We start from the raw sequence: 13,859 nt of genomic DNA on the forward strand, positions 1-13,859 counted from the left end.
CTGAGCCGCAGTAGCCCCGCAGACCGATGGCCTAACGAACCGCGAGAGCATCCGCGTCCAGTATGGGGAAACCCACACTGACACCACTCCGGGAAACTCCGGAGTGGGGGTCTGTTCCGTCCAGACCCCTCCACTCTGCGTTTTCGCAGAGCGCCCGTTCATCACTTTCGAGGAACGGTCCGAGGCTCGCTTCTGAGCATCGACACTCCTCGCTTCTGAGGAGTGGACCGCGAAACTACCCAGGCTCGCCTCCGTCGGCCTTGGCCAGCAGGGATTCCTGCTTTGGGTTGGCGGGCAGAGCAGGCGCGATGTTCGCGACGCCGCTGCCGGCGGTGCTTTTCAAGCGGGCGAAGAACCACGCCATGCCCACGGGGGTCACCATCGTCTGCCCTCGGTCGTCCTGGACGATTCCTTCCGCAGTCTGGCGCTCCACCAGACGTGCCTTGTTGACGAGGTACCCCTTCGCCACGAACTCCGCATGAGGCAGGAGGCGGTTCCTCCTCTTCTGGCCTGGCTGCTGGGGGCGGCGGTAGCAAATGTTGCTGTCCAGGAGATATCGGACGAACCACTTCGGCGGGACTTCGAGTGCTGTCGCCGCGTCCGTAAGGCACCTGTTCCCAATCGCCCCAAGGTATCTCCGAGCCAGGTCGACGTCCGGCTTCTGGGCTTCGAGTTGCTGGGCCTGCTGGGCATTCACAGCGGAGAGCCGGAGTTTCTCCTTCTCGGCCACGACGAGGGCCTCCAGTGCCTCGATGTAGTCGCCCGGGAGTTGAGGCGTGGCCGGCGCATCCGGTACGCCGCGGACCATCGCGTCGAATGCCTCGATGACCTTGAGGCGGAACGTTGCCGAAATCCACATGGCGTAGTCGTAGACCAGCGCCTTGCAGACGTAGGTGCCGCCATTCCGGCCCTCCACCGTCTGCACGGGCAAACTCCGGGGTTCCCCGGAGTTTATCGCCGCGATGATTTCCTTGGTGCTGGTGAGTCGGAGGAAGTCGTTGGGCTGGTGGCGCTTCTCCAGTCCGGCAGCCCTGTGCAGGTCGTTCAGGCAGTACCTGCCGTGGGCGTCCCGGCGGACAACGACTTCACCGACAACGAGGGAGTCTGACCTACACGTCATGCGACCTCCTGGGGCGAGAGCATGACTGACCAACGGCCGACGTAGCCGTGTGGGTGCCCGGTCCCGCGATGGTGTGTGGACATGGCTGACTGTGATTGAGCCTGCCACCTGTGTCGTCAGCGTCTGGGGGCGCCATCGACCAGCCACAAGCTATGGGGGAGGTATTTTAGCGTCAACGCGAGACATTTCTTTCGCTGCGTTTCTCCTCTGTAGAGCGTGAACACTGGGTGACCCCGACCCGGAACTTGGAGTGTGCGATTGCAGTTGCCGGGACTACGGCCTGGAGGCCTGCAGCCCGGGGAACAGCGGGCCCGCGCCCACCTCGGGAGTCCGCTCCAGCCGCTCCATGGCCAGCGTCAGCAGCCCAACCGTCTCCAGGCGCGTCAGTCCGCCCACGTCCTCCCAACCCTTGAGCCCGAGGCCTCCGGCGGAGCGCGGGCCCTCGCAGTGAGAGACGGCCTTGCGTGCCTCCACCCAATTCACCAGCGCCCGCGTCGACACCCGGGACTCGCGGCCGGCGAATGGGGACGCGAACTGCTCGCGCTCCACCTCGAAGCGTGTGGCGTCGAGCAGCTTGTCCAACTCGACGCGGGCGCGGTCCGACAGCCGCACGTACCGCATCGCCACCGTCAGGCTGGGCGAGCCCGCGGACACCCGGTGGCGCAGGTCCTCCAGTGCGTGCGTCAGGGTGTGGCGGAGCACGGCGCGCCTCCCATCGGCCAGGTGCTGCGCCACCAGCGCGCGAGCGTGGCGGCGCGGCGCAGTTCACCCGTCCACCAACACCGCTCAAGCCGGTCGCGAAACCGCTGGTTGGCGAGCCTGCTCCGGGTGTGCCGCGTCCTGGCCCAGCGCCGATGGAGCATGGCATCCACCAGGGCGAAGAGGAGCTGGCTCACTGGGCACCTCCCTCGGACTCCCAGTCGGCCAGGGCAGTGCGGGCGGACAGCGCCACCAACACGTGCACGTCGCAGAGCTGCACCAGGCAGGTGCCCGCCGGCCACTCGTAGGTGACGGGGCCACGGCACCCGGGGACGCGCAGGTGGACGGACGCGCCTCCGTCGCTCGTCGCCGAGGCCCACTCCACCTCGGCGTCAGGCAGCCGGGCCAGGGCGGCCGCGCGCGCGGTGGACTCCCTCTGGCGGCGCTCGGCCCGGTCCTCCTTGTCCGCGTCGCGATGCCCGGCGGAGCACCAGGCGCTGGCGCCCTCGGTGACGGGCTCAGGCGCGGAGCCGCCCTCGCCCTCTGCGTCGTCCGCGCAGGTGTCACAGCCGTCCGCGGTGACGTGGTGCTCGCACCAGCCGCACGTCAGCCACCAGCCCAGGCCCAGCAGCGCTTCCGCCGGCACCGGGCCCGGGGCGTACTCGTCCAGGCGAGGCTCGTGGCGCAGCGTCACCTCGCGCGGGTCCGCGCCCGCCTCTCGTCCAGCGAGGACGCGCGCCCGGCCTTCGCAGGTGGCGAACACCACCTCCTGGTGCTCGTCGCCCACGTCCACCACCCAGGCTTTCTTCTCAGCCATGGGACGCCTCCCCGGGGAACTCGTCCCAGGTGCGTCCGTCCAGCTCGCGGCCGGCGGCCTTCTTCCCCACGTTCTCGATGGCCTGCCACGCGGCGTCGGCGTGACTCCGCTCCAGCCCGGTGGCCATCGGCGCGACGTGGCCGGAGTCCGAACGGATGGCGTGGAGCGCCCTCGGGTCGAGGTACTCACGAGGCGCCCACGCGCCCCACTGCTTGAAGAAGAAGGGCACCCCAGCCACGACGCACTGGTCGCGCAGGCGACGCGCCCATTCGGGGTGCATGGGACGCGCGCCAGGGCCCGACTCGCCGCCGGCGATGACCCAGAAGATGCCCCAGTCCCACCGGCCGCCCTCGCTCGGGATGCGAGGGTCGGGATGCTGGAGTCGCTCGCCGCCCGTCGTGTGCAGGGTGGGCTTGAGGTAGCGCTCCAGGTCCACGGGCCCGAGGAGCGGCTCGCACGAGAGGAATCGCACGGCCGCGGGCGTCGCCAGAAGGTGGGGGATGCGCTCGTCGGCGCGGCGCTGGTCCTCCACGGACACGCCCAGCCACACGTTGGGGTGCGCGCGCTCCCAGGTGATGGGCCTGCCGGGCACGACTTCCAGCCCTTCGACGATGGAACGGGCGCGGGCCCACTCCACGTACTCGCGCATCCGGTCGGCGCGCTTCGTGAGCACCTGAAAGGTGTGCCGCTCGGCCAGGCGCATCGTCGCGAAGACACGGTCGATGTCCGAGAAGGACAGCGACTCGTGGAACAGGTCGCTCATGCTGTTGACGAACACGCGGCGCGGCTTCTTCCAGCGCAAGGGCGCGTCGAGCAGGTCCTCGTTGAGCACCACCTTGCCGGTCCACCGGGGCCCGGCCGGCGTGGACTCCACGAGCCCCTCATACGGTTGCCCCGGCCCGGACATGCGGATGGCCATCCGCTCCGCGTAGCAGCCGCCCTTGCGCAGGCCCGGGGTGCCACCGCCACACCCGGGCGACTTCCTGCTGCAGCCCTTGGTGACGTTCCACACGACGTCCGTCCACTCGATGGCGGTATCACCCACGGCGCACCGCCTTCCCGAGGAGGGGCAGGGCGCGGATGCACTTCGCGAGCAGCCGCGCCACCTCGCGGGTGTGGGCTGGCACCTCCGCGTCATTGGCCGTCTCGTCGCACTCCTCCGCCGCCTGCTCCCGCATGTTCTCGGCGCCCATCTCCGCAGCGACGCGCACGGCCTGGGACGTTGCACGGGCGGCGACGTCCACCAGCCCCTGCGCGTGGGCCGTCTCCCGCTTCGCCTCGGCCAGCGCGCGGGCGAGTCGCTGGAGGCGCATCGTCTTCGTGAACGGTCCGTCCTCCCAGCCATGCGGGCCGAAAATCAGCAGCGTCCCGTCCCCGAGGACTCGCACCTCCTTGTCCTCCCACGCCACGTCCGGGGTGAGCGGCGACACTTCCGGCGTGGGCGTCGGGGCGATGCGGGAGCGGGTGGTGACACGGACGGGCAGGCCCGCCTCCGCAGCGAGACGGACGGCCTCAACGGCTGGGCTCTCGCCATCCAGGTTGTCGATGTCCCCACCTCCCGGCCCGGACGGGGGCGTGTCGAGGGAGAGGCCGAGGCGGCGCGCGACGCGACGGCACGCCCGGTCAGCATCCAGGGACGATTCCGGGTCCGCTATGATTCCCGTCAGCACCTCCACCACCCGGGCCTTGTCCAGCGTCTCGCTGGGCGCGGGGGCGTCAGAGACGAGCATGGCCAACACGCGGAGCACCTCGGGCACCGTCTCGTCCCATGTCACAGTTGGGTACAGCAGGAGGTTGCGGGCGCGCTGGATGCCTTCCACCGCCGCGCGGTACTTCGCGGCGTCCTCATGGTCTGCCTTGCAGTTCGGGCAGGTGGCGTCGGCCAGAACAACACGAGGTTCCGGGCGGCACCCTGGCGATGCATTGCCGTCATGGGCCCAAGCGCCCCGCCCATTCTCGCCACCGGATGAATCCCACGTGATGGGCTTGTGGCACTTCACGCACGCCGTGTGGGCCTCCCCGCCCTTCGCGGCGTCGTAGGCGGCGCGGAGGGTGTCCAGGGCGTTGCGCCATGCGGTGTCGCCGCCGTTGAACGGGCTCGCAGCGAGGTCCAGCACGCGTCCCACCGCCTCCAGCAGCCCAAGCGGTGCGGGCACCCTACGGGTGGCATGCGCCATCTCCTGAATCGCCTCCCAGCCGCACAGCTCGCAGTCCGCGTCGTGCTCTCCCGACTCCTCGTCTCCAGAATGCCCCGAGGGCTTGGGCAGCCTCGCCACGGCGTCACGCAGGTCGGCCCAGACCTTCGGAGGCGGAGGGGGGATGCGCAACTCCTCGCGGAGCACGTCGACATCGTGCTGAAGCCCCATCTTCTCGACGGCATGCGCTTCATGGGCATCCGCCAGTTGCTTCTCCAATGCCTCTACCTTGAGAGCCAGTTCGGGCTCAGGAGGTTCCCGGAACGCCTCCACGCGGTACTTCGCGGCGTCGAAGGCGGCGCGGAGGGCGGCCATCGAGCCCTCCAGCGCATCCATGGCGTCCTTGCCGCCGTTCTCGCCAGCGTTGTCCCACGCGGCCACGGTCTTCCCCACCGCCTCCAGCAGCCCGGGCGGATTCACGTCTCCGCCGGAGCCTCCCACTTGCACCATCGGCACCGACGCACCGCTGTCCACGGGTCGAGCTGGTGCCGCGTCACCGCGTACTTGCGGCGGCACTTCGGGCACGTCCGCGCCCTCGCTGTGCGGCTCATGCGCGCCTTGAGCCCGTCCCGGGCCCGCCTCCGCTTGTCCTCGGTCATCGGTTCCTTCCAGCAGCCTGGGCGGCGGGGTGTGCGTCTCGCCATGGACGTCACAGGTCCAGTGTTTGGTGCAGGTGCCACACGCGACGTTGCGCCCCTCCGAGCAGCACCGGCCCACCGCCCCGGGGGAGGGCGCGGAGTGGGTGGCGAGGGCGGCGCGGAGGCGCTCACGGACGTTCGGGTGAGCATCGGCCGTGCCCAAGGCATGGAGCGCGTAGGTGATGCCCTCCTCCAACTCCCGCACGTGGGACTCGGCCTCGATGGCGCGAGCGTGCTGCTGTCGCTCGCGCTCGACCGCAGCGCCCTCCGACGCTCGCAGTTCAGCCTTCTCCCTCTCCTGGTCCGCAACGCGCTGTTCCAGCGTGGCCACGCGCTCGCGGAGGGTCTTGATTTCGGCGTACTTCGCCCGGTTCCGCTCGCGCTCCTCACTGTACTGAGCGCGCAGCGTCTCCACCTCCGTCCGGGCCACGTCGCGCTTGGCCTGGGCTTCCTGGCGCTGCCTCCTGCAATCCTCCATGTCCAGCGCCTGGGCTTCCGCGAGTTGCTTCGCCGCGTCGCGCTCGGACTTGGCCTTTTGGAATCGCTCCAGCAACTCCCGGTAGCCAGCGGCTCCCACCCATTCGCCCCGGTCAAACTCGGCCTTCGCCTCAGTTGCCGACGCCTCCAATTCCGTGATGCGCGTCTCCATCGCCGGCACCCGCGCGGCCTGGGTGGCGAGGCGGGAGAGGGCGGGCAACGCCACATCGTGGGCGCGGTCCTCCTCTGCCTTGTCCTGCGTCAGGTTCGCGTAGCCCTCCACGGCGTACTGCACCGCCTCGCGGTCCCGCTCCACCTCCTCGGGCGTGGGCGGGGACTTCTGGGCGCGGAGCTTGGCCAGAGCGCCGAGCTCGTCTTCGAGGAATGTGGCCAGGTGCTTGGCGTTGTCCACGCCATTCCATCCGTGCGCTTCGGCCACGCGCACCACCTCCGGCACCTTGGCGGCCTGGGCGTCCAGCGCGGCGAGATGGCCGAAGATGCTCTCGCGCCACGTCTCCAGCCAGTCATGCTGGGCGCTGTCCCCACTCGTGGATTCGTACTTCGCCCGGTCCAATTCTTCCGTCGTCAGCAGCTTCGGCACGCACGTCATCGCAGGCACCTCGGGTACAGCGCGGTGAGGGACAGCAGGGGCTGGGCGCGGTGAGTCACCCAGCCCCGTGAAGCTCAGAGTCCGGCCTCGAATGCGGCGCGGACTCGCTCGGTGAGGTCGGCGCCGCAGTCCTCGAGGACGCGGGACTGGTAGCGCGCGGCTGCCTCAGAGGACTGGTGGTCCCCGTCCTTCGCCCACGCCCTGCTGGCGCAGTCGGCCGCCACCAGGCGCTGGAGGCACGTCGTCTCACCAGAGGACCAGCCGGCGTAGTTGCCACCGGCCACCTGCGCCTCGGCCGCGTCGAAGCAATCCATCGATGCCTGCGCCCGGCGGTGTTGCGCGTCCGAGAATCGGCTGGGCTTCGGGCTCGCGCACCCGGCCATTACCACCACCATCGTCAACAGCATCCAGTGCATCGTCAGCACTCCAGGACTACGGGTTGGGGAGACAGCGCGGGCGGCCTGGGCAGCGCCGCCAGCGCTCACGGAACAACGAGGGGACTGTGCTCGGGACGTCACCCGCTCGAGCCCGGGACGCGCGGGCTACAGCGGCAGGGGGATGGCTTCCTTCGCAAGCACCAAGGTTCCAACCGCGACGATGATTGCCACCTCACGGGGGCCAATCTTCTGCCCACCAAAGACCTTCCCGGCCGCCTCCTTGAAGTCGTCCCAGAGGTCGGCTTCCTTCACCTTGTTCATGCTCTGCTTTGACTTCGCCTCCTCTTGACCGGCGACCAGCATCAGCACCAGGCCCTGGTTGGGTGGGCCTCCCTTGGAGTCGCAGTGCTGGAGGGACAAACGGTTGTAGAATTCAGCGGCCTGGGCGAAGCGCGTCTTCTGCGCCGGGTCTTTTGCCAGCGCGGACATCTTCACCATCACGATGTGACTGAGGTTGTAGAGGGCGCACCTCACCCCCTCGCGTGAGAGTCCCTCGCCGGGCTTGATGCCCGCCTTCTCGCCATGCTTGTCCAGCAGGGACTGAAGGGCCTTGGATGCGTCTGCCTTGAGTGCTTTCACCTCGTGCGGGTGGAGGCTCGGGGCGACATCCATCGCGTGCGCGGTGGACGTGGACAGCAGACAGACGAGTAACGCTGCGATGTGCAGTCGCATTGATGCGGCTCCGTGTGTGTGATTGCTGCGTTGGGTGCTGCTTGGGACGGGCGTGCGTGCCCGTCACGCGGCCCAGGGGCGTGCCCCCAGGCGAGGACTCTCAGGCGGGCTCGTAGGTCTGCGTCTTCGCGCACCACGCCACGCGCTCGACGTGTTCGGGCAGGGCGTTGGCGGCGTCCGACAGCCGGTAGAACACCGACGCGTGCCGCCCGTCGGGGAAGATGACGTCGGCGACGCTCTGGTCGTCGCCGGAGCGCGCCAGCAACAGGTGACACGTCTCCCGGGTGACGGACACCATCTGGGCGCCCACGGGAATCGTCACCTCCGGGCCCACCATTCCACCCGGGCCGACTTCCCACCCAGCTACTGGCGCCGCCAGCGTGTAGATGGGCACCTTGTGCTTGGCCAACTGCTCTCGCGTGAGTCCTGGTGCTGACACGTCACTCTCCTGGTGCTGCGGGAAAAGTGCGGTGGCCCGGCCGGGTAGGGGGGCTGAACCCCGGCCGGGCACCGCGTGGCGTCTGCGTCACGCCGTGAGGACTGCACCGCCGCGGCCTATCCGCGGCGGGTGTGATGGCGGGCGGGGTAGATCGGCCCAGCGCCGAGAAGCGACTGGCCCGCCCACCACCACGAGAAGGTCCCGCCCGTGTGGGCGCGGGGTGCCGCCTGATGGGAGGCGGCGAGGGCGCGGGGAGCTGGGGCCGCAGCTCCGTCCGCGCGGTGATGCTCAGCCGTCAGAGCCCGGCTCGCGTCCGTTCTGGACAGCGAGCATTCCGCGCCGGGAAATCTCCGCGAGCAGCAACTCCCGGTTGGCCTCCATCGCCGACGCCCACTGCGCCTTGGGCTCCTCCAGCAGCTTCTCGTTGGCCATGTCCACGGCCGCACCCAGATCCTCGTCCGACATCAAGGAGATGGCCTTCCCCTTCCACGGACCGAAGCCACACTTCGCCGCTGTGGCCGTCTGCGGTGCGCTCGTCCCAACCGGCGCCTTCTGACGGAGTGCCAGCTCGTCGCGAATGGCATCAAGTGAGGCCCTCAGCGCCGGAGCATTGAAGATGTTGGGCTGCCGCTTGAGCATGGCCTCGCCCTCTGCCGCTGCCTCGACGAGGATTTCGGTAGCGGCCTCCGTGCGCCGCACTGCCTTGTGTTTGCCGAAGCCGATGGCATCCGTGGGCGCGCTCCCGGCGGGGGGCTCAGTGCGGCTCGCTTGTTCGGGCGGGCGTGAGTCGCGAGAGGCAGGGGAGGTGGTGCGGCGCTCGCCTTGCTCCGCCACCTGGTTCGGCTTGCCCTGTTGCACGGAACCCTGCTTCTCCTGGGGGGGCTGCTGGGGCTGCTGCCGGTTGCGCGACTGGCTCTGTTGCGCGCCACGTTGTTGCCCCTGCTGGCCGGTCCGCTGCTGGTTCTGCTGCCCGCCGCGCGGGGGCGTCTCGTCCTGCTCTGGGTCGTCGCCCGTGGGAATCAGGAAGAGCTTGAGCAGGGCGTACTTCGTCGCGCCAGTAAGGGCCTTGTACGTGGCCTTGTCGCCCGGGTCCTGGCCCTCGCCCAACACCTCGAAGGACAGCGTCTCCCCGCTCTCGCCGTCATGCAGCGTGAAGCGGACGGTCAGCGTGACGAGGCGGTCCGAGTTGCCCTTCTGGCGGTCCACGGCGGCCCACGTCGTGTCCACGACGGTGGGGATGAGCATGAGAGCGCGTTCCGATAGGCCCGTGCGGACCGCCGCCACGATGTCCGCCTCCGTGGCGTAGTCGTAGCCGTGGAACTTGTTTCGCCCCGACTTCGGGACGTGGCCGACTGACCCCATCACCTCTGCAAGCTTCCGCACGAGACTCAGCTTCCGCTGAGGCTCCGCCGGGGGGTGATAAACGAGTCCTGCCGTTGCTGACGTCATTGGTCAAACCCTCTCACTCGTATTCCTCGCCAGCGGCCTGCTCGGCCCGGCGCAGTAGCTCTCTCAACTCGGCCTCTACTTCGTCGGCCTCGTCGTCCCACTCGATGTCACCGGCGCGGTGCTTGCCTTCGTGCCCGTACCGCAACTCGCACAGCACCCACGCGCGCTCAGGGTCCTCGGTGTATGCGTGGCATCGCTCGTCGAATCGCACTGAATCCCCGAGGTTGATACATAAACACAGTACCTGGGGAGTCTGACTCTCAATGCTGCGTGGCCTCCATCGCGTTGATACGCGCCACGCCCTCGTTCCACGCGGTCGTTCGCGCCCACCACAGCTCCACGCTCAGGGCCGCGAGCAGCGCCGCCTCCTCCGCGTCCAACTCGCGCAGCACCCGGGCCTGCGCCGTCACCGTGCCCTGCAACTCCCTCCACCGGGCCTGTGTGGCGGGCGTACCGTCAGGGCTGAGCCGCGCGAGCTCGTCCTGGGCCGCGCGCTGTGCCTCGCGCGCCTCGGCCTGCCGGGCGGGGAGCGCGTCGGCCTCCTCCAGGCACTGGCGGATGCCGCCCTCCTCGGACGGACGCCACCACTTCTCCAGCCCGCGCAGGCGGCGGGCCACGTCGGCCAACTCGCCGCTCATGGAGCACCTCCCGCCATGCCCTTCGCGAGCATCATCAACTCACGGGCGCGGTCTTGCTCCTCGGTTCGGTTCAGCTCCGCCACCCACGCGGACTGCAGGTCGGAATGCTGCCGCGCCAACTCGGCCAGCACCTCGTATCGGTCGGCCATCCGGCGCGCGAAGTTCGCCTCGTCCTTGAGGGCCACACCGATGGTGGCACCCCCATGGCTCTCCGTGGCCACGGGAAGCGGTCCGCGTCGCGTCGCGAGGCGCGCATGCAGCCGCGACGCGTGCGCGCGGCAGAACGCGGCCAGCACCATCACCCGCGCTCGCGCCCTCGGGTCCTGCAGCCGCTCCGCCAGCGCAGTCATCCTCTTAGCGGAAACAACCTCTGCCGCCCACATGACGGCCGCGACCTCATACACGCGAGCCGCGAGCTCTCCCGCGCGGGCTGTGGGCTGGCAGTCGCCTGCCAGGACGCGAAGAGTCCCGCTCACAGCGCCACCTCACGGCCCAGCGGGCGGTGCGTGCGGTACCAGCGGCGCCAAGCCGGGTACGCGAGTCGCCAGCCGAAGCCGAGCGCGCCGAACCACCCGAAGGCGAGCGCCAGGCCGGCGAGGCCCAGCCAGGGGAGGAGGGTGCGCAGCTGCTCGGCGCGCGGCGAGCACTCCACGGGCATCGGCTCGCGGCCCTCCGCCTCAGCCTGCTCGCGCTCCCGGGTGGCAATCGAGTCCAGCTCCGCGCCCACCAGCAGTGCCACGAGGGACACCGTCAGCCCGGCCACCTGGGCCAGCGCCTGGGGCAGCGGCGCCGCGCCCAGCGTGGCGTGGTGCTGGGCCACCGTCGCGCCCAGGAGGGCGAGGCCGTAGACGGAGCGCTCCACCATCCAGGTGCGCACCCCGGCCGCCGTGGCGCGGGACTCGAGCGTCAGCAGCGCGCGCCGTGCCCAGGGCCCCGGGTCCTCTCGGCTGTCGACTACAAGGCAAAGCTCCGCCAGCAGCGCCATGGCGCCTCCTGCAAGGGATTGGGTGAGAGTCCGGATGCGCTCCGGCGGGCGGGCCCCGCGGTGTGCGCAGGGCAGGGTGGGCTACCGGATGAAGGTGACGGTCAGCCCGTCCTCGGCCACCGTCCCCAGGTACCCCATCACCGGGGACTCGTCGCACGCCTGGGCCGCGTTCTCCTGCGTGAGGAAACGCTGGACCACCTGCTCCCGGTCGCCCTTCTCCAGCCTCCCCAGGAAGAGGTCCACCTCGCAGGCCCCACACACCGGGGCCCCGTCCTGCGCCGTCAGCGCCGAGCGCTGGCCCGCCGCGTACACCTCGCCACAACTGTCACAGCGAAACTCGCCCTGCTCCTGTGTCGTCTCCATGACTGCCCCCTGTGTCTTGCGTGCCTCGGCGTCCTCGCTGGCCACCCAGCTCGCGCCCGCCCATCGCCCCTCTCCCTCCCGGGAGCCCCGTCCGTCCGCCGTTCCAACGAGATGCACCATAATGCCTCAGGCATATGTCTGCAACATCTTGCAGAGAAATATGTCACGGCCTACTGTCTGGGGGCGTTCGCCACCGCATATGGTGGTTGCGCGGACGGCACAGACCCACATAAGGAGGGCATATGCCTGTGGCAGCAGCCACCCGACGAGAGGATGAAATGGGGCTCTTTGATGCGCCTGACCCGCTCGATGAGCTGGTGGGGAAGCTCGTCAATCTGACCGAGCGCGACTGGCGTGAGCTCGACTACATCGCGGCCCGCATTGCTGCGGCTGGCGCGAAGTCGCCGCTCACCCAGAAGGAGGCGACACGAGCGGATGTCATCCGACAGTTCGTCCGGGATGGCATCAAGATCTTCAAGGCGGAGCACGGGCCCATCCCATTGGACACTCCGTCTGCTCCTGCTCCAGTTGCCGCCAAGAAGAAGGCCACGTCGAAGAAGGGCGGCTCGAAGTGAGCGCCACGAAGGGGCCTTACCGCGGGCCACGAGTGCGCGGGCTACCGGAGCGCATGGGGCGCGTCTACCTCTCGCGCGGTGACGAGGGACAGCCCGCGCTGCTTCAGGTGGGCACAGGAGAGACGCCACACCTGCAGTTGGAGCCAGTGCAAGTGCTTGTTACGGCGCTGCCGGCGCCCGGCGGCGTTGCCGTCCAGGTGCAAGGGAAGCCGCTGCCCCGGGGCCGCGTCACGGAGGCTGTACTGCACGTGCTCGAGGGGGCCGCCGAACTCGTGGAACACGTCGGGCACGGGCAGGCCGTGCGTGAGCACCTCTCGCGCGTGTGTCCACCAGTAAGCCCCATCCCGGCTCGGACGCGGGTCGGGCGGCATCGGTGGTCGCCAGCGCTTGCGGTCGCTGCCGGACTGGCCATGTTGGTGTGGCCCGGCGCTACGGTCCACGTCCGAGTGCAGGACCCTCCGGAGCACGAACTCGTCTGGGACGTACCCGCCACGGGGGCAATCGTCCACCTGACTGACATCGTCTACGGGAGTTCGACCCCTGAACCCTGGACCGTCCGCAAAAGAGTTGTCATCCCGGACGACCCTCTGCCGGGGCAGGACACGCCGCCTTGCCGCTCTCCAGCGAAAGCCATTCGCGGCGGGTGCTGGCTCCAACTCAAGCAGGATGCTCCGTGCCCGCCGAACTCTGCCGAGCACAACGGCGGGTGTTGGGTTCCCATTCGCGGTGAAGAGCGTATTCCCGTTGGGATTGGCCGGGAGCGCGGACGGTGACACCCGGCACGGCAGCTCGCCCGCGCCGTGTTCCACGTCGGCCGCCGCCTCGGCACAGGCAGCACACAGACGGCGACTGACCAGGAGTCGCCGCAAGTCGAGCGAGACTTGACAAGCCCCCATCCCCGGGGGCACCTTGGCCGCAGCAGCAATCTCGCTGAAGCAGTACGTTCAGGCAGCGAGCACTCTACAGATTCGAGAGCGTGGGTACGTACCAGTGCGCTGGGCGTATTCCGCTCCGGCACCCGGCGGCGGTTCCTGAACGACGACGCCGGCGTGCTGTTTTTGAGGTGGCCCGCCGTGCCCGCCCAGTTCCCGACAGCAACGAGCCGAGACGCAGGGCACGGCGTGTCCCTCCCGACCCAATCCTGGATTGGTGTCTCAATTCGAGACGGACGCATGCCATTCAATGGCATTCGCAACGCCTGTTGCGTGTTGTCTCGGAGTGAAATCGCGTCACTCGGGAGAAGCGGCGGAATCGTGCTTCTGTCGACAGACGCGCCAATGCGTGGCAGCGCGTCAAGTAAAATCATCTCCGATATGTTGAAACACGTGGCGTGTTTCATTAGGCTGAAGAATGACTGCCCCCGGGGGAGTGTCGGGCGCAGTCGGACTCCATGCAGTGGCAGCACCCGTGCATCGGCCCATGCGCGGTTCGGTCGTGAGCGTCAGGCTGTTGCGATACCTGAGACGACGTTCGGCAGTGGGGGACAGTGATGGGCAACTGTGACGGCAACGATGAATCTCTCCCGCCGCGGCTCTCGATTGTGCGTGGTGACGAGCCTGCGTTGCCGGCTGAGGATGGGCTGTGGACCCGCGATGAGGTCTGCGCCTACCTGAAGATGGGGTCGACGTGGGTGCGCGAGAAGACGGCGTCCGGCGAGTTGCCGTGCCTCAAGTTGGGCCGAAGCGTTCGCTACAGCCCTGCGGCCATTAAGGAGTGGGTGGAACAGCAGGGACGGGGGCGCTGAG

17 protein-coding genes are annotated in these 13,859 nt (G+C 69.1%); 2 read left to right on the forward strand and 15 right to left on the reverse strand.

The window, feature by feature from the left end:
* Positions 1–235: 235 nt before the first annotated feature.
* The 14 genes from BLU09_RS07180 to BLU09_RS07250 all read right to left on the reverse strand — a co-directional run bounded on the left by BLU09_RS07180 (position 236) and on the right by BLU09_RS07250 (position 11,539).
* Positions 236–1,120, reverse strand: coding sequence for a KilA-N domain-containing protein (locus BLU09_RS07180; protein WP_090487502.1), 885 nt, complete (start codon positions 1,118–1,120; stop codon positions 236–238).
* A 273-nt stretch (positions 1,121–1,393) separates the two neighbouring features.
* The gene (locus BLU09_RS07185; RefSeq protein ID WP_090487505.1) at positions 1,394–1,822 is read right to left on the reverse strand and encodes a hypothetical protein; all 429 of its coding nucleotides are present in this window, start codon (positions 1,820–1,822) and stop codon (positions 1,394–1,396) included.
* A gap of 190 nt (positions 1,823–2,012) precedes the next feature.
* On the reverse strand, positions 2,013–2,636 hold the full coding sequence (locus BLU09_RS07195; RefSeq protein WP_090487510.1) for a hypothetical protein: 624 nt from the start codon (positions 2,634–2,636) through the stop codon (positions 2,013–2,015).
* Positions 2,629–3,681, reverse strand: a complete 1,053-nt coding sequence (locus BLU09_RS07200) for a DUF5131 family protein (RefSeq protein WP_090487512.1) — start codon at positions 3,679–3,681, stop codon at positions 2,629–2,631. Before BLU09_RS07200 ends, BLU09_RS07195 begins: the two co-directional genes overlap by 8 nt.
* Positions 3,674–6,556: a hypothetical protein gene (locus tag BLU09_RS07205; protein WP_090487515.1), complete on the reverse strand. Its 2,883-nt coding sequence runs from the start codon at positions 6,554–6,556 to the stop codon at positions 3,674–3,676. Before BLU09_RS07205 ends, BLU09_RS07200 begins: the two co-directional genes overlap by 8 nt.
* A gap of 74 nt (positions 6,557–6,630) precedes the next feature.
* Positions 6,631–6,972: a hypothetical protein gene (locus BLU09_RS07210; protein WP_090487518.1), complete on the reverse strand. Its 342-nt coding sequence runs from the start codon at positions 6,970–6,972 to the stop codon at positions 6,631–6,633.
* 126 nt (positions 6,973–7,098) lie between these two features.
* Positions 7,099–7,665 (reverse strand): hypothetical protein, encoded by a 567-nt coding sequence (locus BLU09_RS07215; protein ID WP_090487521.1) that lies wholly within the window; start codon positions 7,663–7,665, stop codon positions 7,099–7,101.
* 100 nt (positions 7,666–7,765) lie between these two features.
* The gene (locus BLU09_RS07220; RefSeq protein ID WP_143043118.1) at positions 7,766–8,104 is read right to left on the reverse strand and encodes a hypothetical protein; all 339 of its coding nucleotides are present in this window, start codon (positions 8,102–8,104) and stop codon (positions 7,766–7,768) included.
* Positions 8,105–8,392: 288 nt separating this feature from the next.
* Positions 8,393–9,487 carry an ERF family protein gene (locus BLU09_RS07225; protein ID WP_167371050.1) on the reverse strand — a complete coding sequence of 365 codons (1,095 nt, stop codon included), beginning with the start codon at positions 9,485–9,487 and terminating at the stop codon, positions 8,393–8,395.
* Positions 9,488–9,566: 79 nt separating this feature from the next.
* Entirely contained in the window at positions 9,567–9,764 is a 198-nt protein-coding gene (locus BLU09_RS07230; RefSeq protein WP_090487530.1) for a hypothetical protein, read from the reverse strand.
* Between the two features lie 49 nt (positions 9,765–9,813).
* Complete coding sequence (locus BLU09_RS07235; RefSeq protein ID WP_090487533.1) at positions 9,814–10,191, reverse strand: hypothetical protein; 378 nt, start codon at positions 10,189–10,191, stop codon at positions 9,814–9,816.
* Complete coding sequence (locus BLU09_RS07240) at positions 10,188–10,541, reverse strand: hypothetical protein (RefSeq protein ID WP_244171497.1); 354 nt, start codon at positions 10,539–10,541, stop codon at positions 10,188–10,190. The genes BLU09_RS07235 and BLU09_RS07240 overlap by 4 nt, the downstream gene beginning before the upstream one ends.
* A gap of 122 nt (positions 10,542–10,663) precedes the next feature.
* Positions 10,664–11,176, reverse strand: coding sequence for a hypothetical protein (locus BLU09_RS07245; RefSeq protein WP_090487536.1), 513 nt, complete (start codon positions 11,174–11,176; stop codon positions 10,664–10,666).
* Between the two features lie 81 nt (positions 11,177–11,257).
* Complete coding sequence (locus BLU09_RS07250; RefSeq protein WP_143043119.1) at positions 11,258–11,539, reverse strand: hypothetical protein; 282 nt, start codon at positions 11,537–11,539, stop codon at positions 11,258–11,260.
* Between the two features lie 242 nt (positions 11,540–11,781).
* On the opposite strand from BLU09_RS07250, the gene BLU09_RS07255 reads away from it, so the two are divergent.
* Positions 11,782–12,114 (forward strand): hypothetical protein, encoded by a 333-nt coding sequence (locus BLU09_RS07255; protein ID WP_143043120.1) that lies wholly within the window; start codon positions 11,782–11,784, stop codon positions 12,112–12,114.
* Between the two features lie 41 nt (positions 12,115–12,155).
* Here the strand turns inward: BLU09_RS07255 and BLU09_RS38685 are convergent, their stop codons facing one another.
* Positions 12,156–12,485 carry a hypothetical protein gene (locus BLU09_RS38685; RefSeq protein ID WP_167371051.1) on the reverse strand — a complete coding sequence of 110 codons (330 nt, stop codon included), beginning with the start codon at positions 12,483–12,485 and terminating at the stop codon, positions 12,156–12,158.
* A 1,118-nt stretch (positions 12,486–13,603) separates the two neighbouring features.
* On the opposite strand from BLU09_RS38685, the gene BLU09_RS40065 reads away from it, so the two are divergent.
* Positions 13,604–13,858 (forward strand): helix-turn-helix domain-containing protein, encoded by a 255-nt coding sequence (locus BLU09_RS40065; RefSeq protein WP_090487548.1) that lies wholly within the window; start codon positions 13,604–13,606, stop codon positions 13,856–13,858.
* Position 13,859: the final 1 nt, after the last annotated feature.

It is taken from the genome of Myxococcus virescens, from assembly GCF_900101905.1.
Taxonomy (GTDB): domain Bacteria; phylum Myxococcota; class Myxococcia; order Myxococcales; family Myxococcaceae; genus Myxococcus; species Myxococcus virescens.

What these genes read in the sequence shown, in the direction of transcription:
- BLU09_RS07180 (WP_090487502.1), bottom strand. Translation starts at nt 1,120, where the DNA reads ATGACGTGTAGGTCAGACTCCCTCGTTGTCGGTGAAGTCGTTGTCCGC.
- BLU09_RS07195 (WP_090487510.1), bottom strand. Translation starts at nt 2,636, where the DNA reads ATGGCTGAGAAGAAAGCCTGGGTGGTGGACGTGGGCGACGAGCACCAG.
- BLU09_RS07205 (WP_090487515.1), bottom strand. Translation starts at nt 6,556, where the DNA reads ATGACGTGCGTGCCGAAGCTGCTGACGACGGAAGAATTGGACCGGGCG.
- BLU09_RS07210 (WP_090487518.1), bottom strand. Translation starts at nt 6,972, where the DNA reads ATGCACTGGATGCTGTTGACGATGGTGGTGGTAATGGCCGGGTGCGCG.
- BLU09_RS07215 (WP_090487521.1), bottom strand. Translation starts at nt 7,665, where the DNA reads ATGCGACTGCACATCGCAGCGTTACTCGTCTGTCTGCTGTCCACGTCC.
- BLU09_RS07235 (WP_090487533.1), bottom strand. Translation starts at nt 10,191, where the DNA reads ATGAGCGGCGAGTTGGCCGACGTGGCCCGCCGCCTGCGCGGGCTGGAG.
- BLU09_RS07240 (WP_244171497.1), bottom strand. Translation starts at nt 10,541, where the DNA reads ATGACTGCGCTGGCGGAGCGGCTGCAGGACCCGAGGGCGCGAGCGCGG.
- BLU09_RS07245 (WP_090487536.1), bottom strand. Translation starts at nt 11,176, where the DNA reads ATGGCGCTGCTGGCGGAGCTTTGCCTTGTAGTCGACAGCCGAGAGGAC.
- BLU09_RS07250 (WP_143043119.1), bottom strand. Translation starts at nt 11,539, where the DNA reads ATGGAGACGACACAGGAGCAGGGCGAGTTTCGCTGTGACAGTTGTGGC.
- BLU09_RS07255 (WP_143043120.1), top strand. Translation starts at nt 11,782, where the DNA reads ATGCCTGTGGCAGCAGCCACCCGACGAGAGGATGAAATGGGGCTCTTT.
- BLU09_RS38685 (WP_167371051.1), bottom strand. Translation starts at nt 12,485, where the DNA reads ATGCCGCCCGACCCGCGTCCGAGCCGGGATGGGGCTTACTGGTGGACA.
- BLU09_RS40065 (WP_090487548.1), top strand. Translation starts at nt 13,604, where the DNA reads ATGGGCAACTGTGACGGCAACGATGAATCTCTCCCGCCGCGGCTCTCG.